The organism is Hydrogenophaga sp. (assembly GCF_051007235.1).
In the GTDB taxonomy this organism is placed as follows: Bacteria; Pseudomonadota; Gammaproteobacteria; order Burkholderiales; family Burkholderiaceae_C; genus Hydrogenophaga.
Window position 1 is genome coordinate 1 of record NZ_JBPCSJ010000539.1, and the last position, 7,304, is coordinate 7,304.

Below are 7,304 nucleotides of genomic sequence, written 5' to 3' on the forward strand. Positions count from 1 at the left end.
TTGATCAGGCTGGACGTGTCCAGCCGGTGCCCGCCCATGGCCTGCACGTCGGCGTAGAACTGGTCCACCAGGGCGGTGACCGGCAGGCGCGCGCCGTTGCGCTTGGCTTCGTCCAGCACCAGGCCCAGGTCCTTGCGCATCCAGTCCACCGCAAAGCCGAAATCGAACTTGTCGGCCACCATGGTCTTGCCGCGGTTGTCCAGCTGCCAGCTCTGGGCCGCGCCCTTGCCGATCACGTCCAGCACCTGGTTCATGTCCAGGCCAGCCTTCTGGCCAAAGGCAATGGCTTCCGACAGACCCTGCACCAGCCCGGCGATGCAGATCTGGTTGACCATCTTGGTCAGCTGGCCGGCGCCGCTCTCACCCATGAGCGTGAAGGCGCGCGAGAACGCCATGCCAATCGGTTGCACCGCCTCAAAAGCGGAGGCATCACCGCCGCACATGACGGTCAACAGTCCGTTCTGTGCGCCGGCCTGACCACCCGAGACCGGGGCATCGACAAACGCCAGGCCCTGCGCCTTGGCCGCTGCATTCAGCTCGCGCGCCACGTCGGCCGACGCAGTGGTGTGGTCCACGAAGATGGCTCCCGCGGCCATGCCGGCAAACGCGCCGTCGGCGCCCAAGGTGACCGAGCGCAGATCGTCGTCGTTGCCGACGCAGCAGAACACGATGTCGGCGCCGGACGCTGCTTCGCGGGGTGTCGGCTGGGCCGCTCCACCGAATTCGGCCACCCAGGCCTGTGCCTTGGCCGGCGAACGGTTGAACACGGTCACCGCATGCCCGGCCTTGGCCAGGTGCCCGGCCATGGGAAACCCCATGACGCCCAGGCCCAGGAAAGCGACCTTTTTCGGCGCCACGGATTCGTAGGTTTTGGAAGCGATGCTGCTCATGTGAAGGTTTCCAGCGAGAGTGAGGGGAAGCCAGTCTAAACAGGCCAAAGAACCAGTGTGGTCGGCGAAGAATGTCTGAGCCAGAACGCGGCGGAACCGGCTTTGCCGGGCCGCACCGCGTTGCCCCCTTGAGGGGGTGACGCGCCCTCTGGCGCGGCGCGGGGGTGTTTCTCTAGACGATCGTGAGGTGCTCGGTGCCCGCCGCCAGGTCCTGCGTCTTGGCGCGCTGGCTGTTGAGCTTGATCTGCAGGCGCAGGTCGTTGAGCGAGTCGGCGTTGCGCAGCGCGTCTTCGAAGGTGATGAGGTTGGCTTCGAACGCATTGAACAGCGCCTGGTCGAAGGTCTGCATGCCCATCTGGGTGATTTTCTTCATGATCTCCTTGATCTCGGCCACTTCGCCCTTGAAGATCAGGTCGGAAATCAGCGGCGAGTTGAGCATGATCTCCACCGCGGCGTGCCGGCCCTTGTTGTCCTGGCGCGGGATCAGGCGCTGCGAGATCAGCGCGCGCAGGTTGAGCGACAGGTCCATCAGCAACTGCGGGCGGCGGTCTTCCGGGAAGAAGTTGATGATCCGGTCCAGCGCCTGGTTGGCACTGTTGGCGTGCAGCGTGGCCAGGCACAGGTGGCCGGTTTCCGAAAACTGGATCGCGTGCTCCATGGTCTCGCGGTCTCGGATCTCGCCCATCAGGATCACGTCGGGCGCCTGCCGCAGCGTGTTTTTGAGCGCGGCTTCCCAGCTGTCGGTGTCCAGACCGACTTCGCGCTGCGTGATCACACAGTTCTTGTGCGGGTGCACGAACTCCACCGGGTCTTCGATGGTGATGATGTGCCCGAAGGTGTTCTCGTTGCGCCAGTCCACCATGGCGGCCAGCGAGGTGGACTTGCCCGAGCCCGTGGCCCCCACCAGGATGCACAGCCCACGTTTGGCCAGGGCGACGTCCTTGAGCACCTGCGGCAGGCCCAGGTGGTCGATGGTGGGCAGCGTGGCGGGGATGGTCCGCAGCACCATGCCGATCTTGCCCTGCTGCACGAAGGCGCTGACGCGGAAGCGCCCGATGGCCGGCGGGGAGATCGCGAAGTTGCACTCCTTGGTGCGCTCGAATTCGGCGGCCTGCTTGTCGTTCATGATGGCGCGCGCCAGCGCCAGTGTGTGCGAAGCGTTCAGCGGCTGTGGTGACACCTTGATCACCTTGCCATCGACCTTGATCGCCGGAGGAAAGTCCGCCGTGATGAACAGGTCGCTGCCGCTGCGGCTGAGCATCAGCTTGAGCAGGTCGTTGATGAATTTCGATGCCTGATCGCGTTCCATTGAATTGAGTCCTTTAGATCACCAGCGGGGACGGCCGCAGCGCCGGGCCGCCCCAAGCAAGGCCAGCCCCCTCGGGGGGCAGCGACCCGCGCAGCGGTGGAGCGTGGGGGCTGACATGTCTACCCGGGGAAGTTTTCCGGGATCTTGGCCTTGCTGCGCGCCTCGGCCGGGCTGATCACGTTGCGCTTGACCAGATCGGACAGGTTCTGGTCCAGCGTCTGCATGCCCACGCTGTTGCCGGTCTGGATGGCCGAGTACATCTGCGCCACCTTGGCCTCGCGGATCAGGTTGCGGATGGCGCTGGTACCCAGCATGATTTCGTGCGCTGCCACGCGGCCCGTGCCGTCTTTGACCTTGCCCAGCGTTTGCGAGATCACAGCCTCCAGCGATTCGGACAGCATCGCGCGAACCATGTCCTTTTCTTCGGCCGGGAACACGTCGATGATCCGGTCGATGGTCTTGGCCGCGCTGGAGGTGTGCAGCGTGCCGAACACCAGGTGGCCGGTTTCGGCCGCGGTCATGGCCAGTCGGATGGTTTCCAGGTCGCGCATTTCACCCACGAGGATCGCGTCCGGGTCTTCGCGCAGGGCCGAGCGCAACGCGTTGGAAAAGCTCAGCGTGTGCGGGCCGACCTCTCGCTGGTTGACCAGGCACTTTTTGGATTCGTGCACGAATTCCACCGGGTCTTCCACCGTGAGGATGTGGCCGTACTCGGTTTCGTTGAGGTGGTTGACCATGCCGGCCAGCGTGGTGGACTTGCCCGAGCCGGTGGGGCCAGTCACCAGCACCAGGCCGCGGGGGCGCAGGGCCAGGTCGCCGAAGATCTTGGGCGCGTTGAGCTGCTCCAGCGTGAGGATCTTGCTGGGAATCGTCCGGAACACCGCACCCGCGCCGCGGTTGTGGTTGAAGGCGTTGACGCGAAAACGCGCCAGGCCTTCGATCTCGAACGAGAAGTCGCACTCCAGGAACTCTTCGTACTGCTTGCGCTGGCTGTCGTTCATGATGTCGTACACCATGCTGTGGACCATCTTGTGGTCCAGCGGCTCGACGTTGATGCGGCGCACGTCGCCGTGCACCCGTATCATGGGCGGCAACCCGGCGGAGAGGTGCAAATCGGACGCTTTGTTCTTGACGCTGAAGGCGAGCAGTTGCGTGATGTCCATCCGGAAGTTCCGTGCTGTGTTGGGTGTAGCGACTGATTATGACGACGATTGAAACCAATCTCCAACAGGTGCGCAGCCGGATGGCAGCGGCCTGCAGCCAGGCGGACCGGGATGTGAACGCTGTCACATTGCTGGCCGTTTCCAAGACCTTCGGACCCGATGCCGTGGCCGATGCACTGGCCGCGGGCCAGACCGCGTTTGGCGAGAACTACATCCAGGAAGGGGTCGAGAAAATCCTGGCCTTGCGCGCCTCGCATCCGCAGGCGGTCATCACCTGGCATTGCATCGGCCCGGTGCAGAGCAACAAGACGCGGCTGGTGGCCACGCACTTCGACTGGGTGCAGTCGGTGGACCGGCTCAAGATCGCGCAGCGCCTGAGCGAGCAGCGGCCGGCCGATCTGCCGCCGCTGCAGGTGTGCCTGCAGGTCAATGTGGACGGCGGTGCCAACAAGTCCGGCGTGACACCGGACGAGCTGCCGGCGTTGGCGGCAGCGGTTGCGGCCTTGCCGAACCTGAAGCTGCGCGGGCTGATGTGCATTCCCGAGCCGGCGGATGGCTTTGACGCCCAGCTGGCGGTGTTCCAACAGGCCCGAGCCCTGTTCGATGCCCTCAATGTCCAAGGCCTGGGGTTGGACACGCTGTCCATGGGCATGAGCGAGGACCTGGACGCCGCCATCGCGGGAGGTTCGACCATGGTGCGCGTGGGGCGGGCGGTGTTTGGTCACCGGCCGCTCAAGACCGCGGCGACGGCTTGACCGGTTTGACCGCCCCGCACCTGGCCGACAGCCACCGCCCCTGACCGTCCATGGTCATGGACTCGGGCTTGACCTGGCGGGTGGTGGTCATCACCATCTTCATCGTGTAGGCGTTGTCGCCGCTAAAGATGTAGGTGCCTTCGCCGGTGGACGGCGGGGTCTGGCAGACAAAGTGCATCTTCAGCGTGTTGCCGCTGCGCGAGATCACCGTGCTTGTGCACTGCCCTTCGCTCTGGCTGGGCAGCTCGCTGCGGGCGGTCATTTCGGGGGTGATGCAAATCTTCTCGCCATGCTGCCGCCGGCGCCCGGGGTGGGCATGGTCACTCCCTGCTGGCCCAGCATGGTCTCTATCTGTTTTTCCATCTGAGCTATGACCTGGTCCATCTGCGGCTTGCCGCCCATCGTGTGCCGCATCTCCCACAGGCCGGGCTTGATGCTGTGGGACAGCGAACTGGACACGCACAACAGCCAACAGATTAAAAATCGCGAGTTCGAGCACATGCCCCTCCCCGAATGGCAAGCCTTGATTGTCGTGACCTGCCCCTGGCGAGGTGAACAGATGACATCGTCATTGGGACACGTTTCGTATCATCTCATGACGCGTGTCGGAGACTTTGGCACTTCAACGGCCGTTCACAGAACATTCAGGAGGAAATCGCATGACATCCATTGCATTGGATCGGAGCCGGCGCTGGCTGGGTGTTGGCTTGTGCAGCCTGGCGCTGGTCGCCTGTGGCGACAGCGCGCCGGCCCCTACCGAAGCCCAATCGACGCCAACCGACGCAGCCAGGCTGGCGCAGCTCGAAGCCAGCGGCGCGATTCCGAAGCTGGAGCGCCTGCCGATGATCGAAGGCATCGACATCGACCGCAATGGGGTGCGCGACGACATCGATGCGTATATCACCAAGACCTACCCCGACGATGCGCAGCGGCGGGCGGCGCTGCAGATGGCGCGGGCCTACCAGGCCATGCTGTTGGTGGACAAGAACGATGAGCGGGCGCTGGATGAGGTGTCGCGGCAGAGTTTTCGCGCAATCGCGTGTCAGAAGTTCGCTTTTCCGGGTGATGCCGGACGGATCGCAAGCTATCAAATGATGGACGAACTACGTTCAGTTACCACCAATACCAAGGAGCGCTTGCAGGCTTACTTGGCTTACAACAAGGCCCGCAGTGGTTCTGTGTCGGTGCGTCCGGAGGGAAACACCTGTGAATAAGAACGCTGTCTCCGTTCGGAGCGCGGTGTTGCGCGCTGCAGCAGTGCTTTTGGCTCTCTCGTTTTGTGTAGGAGCGTCAGCACAAGAAACATGCGCGAGCGAGGGGGTCGAATTTGGCTTATTCAACGGTGTGGCCACCGAAGAAGCTTTTGCCCAAAAGGTTGTGGAGGAATTCCTCCCGCCTCTTTACGGCCCCACGTCCCCCAAAGGCCAGCCGATCATTTACACGCTGTACTACAACGACACCGAGGGCCTGTCGGATTTCGTGGAGGTTTTCGAGCAGCGACTGCTGGAGCATGTCGACCTGCTGGGCGGGCGCTTCGAGCTGTTCTTTGAAGCCACCCGTGGTGGTGGCAACTGGTGGGGCGCGCTGACACAGGCTATCCCTGCCACCCGGGATGTGCTGACCGGGCTGGGCAACACCTTCTTGGCGACCATGGCGCGTGGTCTTGCCGAGCGCTTTCTGGCTCTACCGGCGACTCATGCCATCGTGTCGCAGCGTCATCGGGACCAAATCGATCATGCTGTGGGGTTGGGGCGCAAGATGCTTCTGTTCGCCCATTCTCAGGGAAACCTGTTTGTCAATGCGGCACATGACCATGCATTGGCCACGTCGGATGCAGATTCGGTTCGCGTGGTGCATGTGGCGCCGGCTTCTCCCCAGTTGACCGGTGTACACACCCTTGCGGATCTCGATGTTGTGATCAATGGGTTGTTTGCGGCAGGTCTCGTTCCACCCAACACGGATCAGATTCCTGGGTACCTGCTTCGCCCACCGGGTTTGAGCGGGAGAAAGGACTTTCTAGGGCACGGCCTGCTGGAGATTTACTTGAATCCGGCGTTGAGCACGGCCGGGCGCATTCGTTCGCACGTCGAGGCGGCGTTGCAAGCGCTGGACAGCGCACCGAAGAAGCCGCTGCCGCCGTACCCGGATTTCGTGGAGACGCCGTGGACCGGGGGGGAAGAGCCTGCTTACGTCGCAATGCCATTCAGCTATTCGCACCGGCTGGATAGCGTTGTGTTCAGTTACAGCGTTCCTGAACAATGGAAATACGTTGAGGACAACGTCAGGGGTGTGTGGGGTCGAGTTCTCAGACAGCATGGCGTTGAGGGGCACATGACCCTTCAGCAGGTGGGCAAGGGCTTTGGCGGCACCATGCGTTGTTCGCATGTATGGGGGCCAGTTGACGAGGGAGAGCAGCCTTTCATGATCACAAAATGCAGCCTTTCTCGCTTCCTGGAGTCTTATGCGATGAGTTCTACGGTACCGCAAGAACTGCAGGTGCTTGGTCGACCGAAAAGTGGCACCACGGTCTCTCTCAGCAAAGAAACATACCCGGTCGGTCGGGTGTTTGCGATGCTGACTGGCACGGAAAAGGTTCGGTTCACGTCCGGTTCGTTTGAGGTCAGCCTAGAGCCTTACAGAGGCCTCAACTACCAGGACGAATCCGCGTGGACCTTGCCTGGAGCCAATAACGAAGCGGAAATCCGCGCATGGCGCGTCAAGCGGAATGCGTTCCTCGCGGAAGAGGATCGTCGGTACGGGCGCTACATCGAAGCTCGAACGGAGTTCGAGCGACGCAGGCAAGCATGCGAGGCCGCTTCCATCCCTGCGCCTGCACCCGCTCCGGCGGTCATCAGGTCACCGTTTCTGGGTTCAGGTGCATGCGTGCTGACCGATGTGGGTTCTGTAGGCTGCCCGGTTTGATTTCATTGCCTGGACAGCCGTGTCACTCCACGCTTCCAGAACCTTGCGTCATGTCAACGGCAGCCGGCTGCTGTTCTTGACTTCTTCCATCACCGCGTAGGTGCGCGTCTCGCGCACGCCCGGCAGTTGCCAGAGCACGCTGCCGGCAAAGTCGCGAAACGCGGCCATGTCGGCCATGCGGGTCTTGATCAGGTAGTCGAAGCCGCCGGCCACCATGTGGCATTCCAGGATCTCGTCGCGCACCTGCACCGCGGCCTTGAACTCG

At 62.9% G+C, this 7,304-nt stretch carries 9 protein-coding genes; 3 read left to right on the forward strand and 6 right to left on the reverse strand.

Annotated elements, in window-relative coordinates; translation table 11 throughout:
• The 3 genes from ACR2JA_RS19195 to ACR2JA_RS19205 form a co-directional block, all read right to left on the reverse strand.
• Positions 1-890: NAD(P)-dependent oxidoreductase (locus ACR2JA_RS19195; RefSeq protein ID WP_434010665.1), on the reverse strand; the 890-nt coding region annotated here is incomplete at its 3' end.
• A 172-nt stretch (positions 891-1,062) separates the two neighbouring features.
• On the reverse strand, positions 1,063-2,199 hold the full coding sequence (locus tag ACR2JA_RS19200; RefSeq protein ID WP_434010666.1) for a PilT/PilU family type 4a pilus ATPase: 1,137 nt from the start codon (positions 2,197-2,199) through the stop codon (positions 1,063-1,065).
• Positions 2,200-2,318: 119 nt separating this feature from the next.
• Entirely contained in the window at positions 2,319-3,362 is a 1,044-nt protein-coding gene (locus tag ACR2JA_RS19205; protein ID WP_434010667.1) for a type IV pilus twitching motility protein PilT, read from the reverse strand.
• A gap of 38 nt (positions 3,363-3,400) precedes the next feature.
• Here ACR2JA_RS19205 and ACR2JA_RS19210 point away from each other — a divergent pair, with 38 nt between their 5' ends.
• A complete protein-coding gene (locus ACR2JA_RS19210; RefSeq protein WP_434010668.1) occupies positions 3,401-4,117 on the forward strand; it encodes a YggS family pyridoxal phosphate-dependent enzyme in 717 nt (238 codons plus the stop codon).
• On the opposite strand, the gene ACR2JA_RS19215 is transcribed toward ACR2JA_RS19210, so the two are convergent.
• Both ACR2JA_RS19215 and ACR2JA_RS19220 read right to left on the reverse strand, forming a co-directional pair.
• Entirely contained in the window at positions 4,095-4,379 is a 285-nt protein-coding gene (locus ACR2JA_RS19215) for a DUF3617 domain-containing protein (protein WP_434010669.1), read from the reverse strand. The genes ACR2JA_RS19210 and ACR2JA_RS19215 overlap by 23 nt on opposite strands.
• Positions 4,376-4,576: a hypothetical protein gene (locus tag ACR2JA_RS19220; protein ID WP_434010670.1), complete on the reverse strand. Its 201-nt coding sequence runs from the start codon at positions 4,574-4,576 to the stop codon at positions 4,376-4,378. Before ACR2JA_RS19220 ends, ACR2JA_RS19215 begins: the two co-directional genes overlap by 4 nt.
• 200 nt (positions 4,577-4,776) lie before the next feature.
• Between ACR2JA_RS19220 and ACR2JA_RS19225 the strand changes: the two genes are divergently transcribed.
• Together ACR2JA_RS19225 and ACR2JA_RS19230 are read left to right on the forward strand one after the other, a co-directional pair.
• Entirely contained in the window at positions 4,777-5,331 is a 555-nt protein-coding gene (locus tag ACR2JA_RS19225) for a hypothetical protein (RefSeq protein ID WP_434010671.1), read from the forward strand.
• Positions 5,332-5,461: 130 nt separating this feature from the next.
• Positions 5,462-7,039 carry a hypothetical protein gene (locus tag ACR2JA_RS19230; protein ID WP_434010672.1) on the forward strand — a complete coding sequence of 526 codons (1,578 nt, stop codon included), beginning with the start codon at positions 5,462-5,464 and terminating at the stop codon, positions 7,037-7,039.
• A 48-nt stretch (positions 7,040-7,087) separates the two neighbouring features.
• On the opposite strand, the gene ACR2JA_RS19235 is transcribed toward ACR2JA_RS19230, so the two are convergent.
• Positions 7,088-7,304 (reverse strand): Lrp/AsnC ligand binding domain-containing protein (locus tag ACR2JA_RS19235; RefSeq protein ID WP_434010673.1); only part of this gene is annotated, 217 nt, incomplete at its 5' end.

Bases quoted from the DNA above. Each gene is read 5' to 3' on its own strand.
- ACR2JA_RS19200 (WP_434010666.1), bottom strand. From the start codon at position 2,199: ATGGAACGCGATCAGGCATCGAAATTCATCAACGACCTGCTCAAGCTG.
- ACR2JA_RS19205 (WP_434010667.1), bottom strand. From the start codon at position 3,362: ATGGACATCACGCAACTGCTCGCCTTCAGCGTCAAGAACAAAGCGTCC.
- ACR2JA_RS19210 (WP_434010668.1), top strand. From the start codon at position 3,401: ATGACGACGATTGAAACCAATCTCCAACAGGTGCGCAGCCGGATGGCA.
- ACR2JA_RS19215 (WP_434010669.1), bottom strand. From the start codon at position 4,379: ATGACCGCCCGCAGCGAGCTGCCCAGCCAGAGCGAAGGGCAGTGCACA.
- ACR2JA_RS19225 (WP_434010671.1), top strand. From the start codon at position 4,777: ATGACATCCATTGCATTGGATCGGAGCCGGCGCTGGCTGGGTGTTGGC.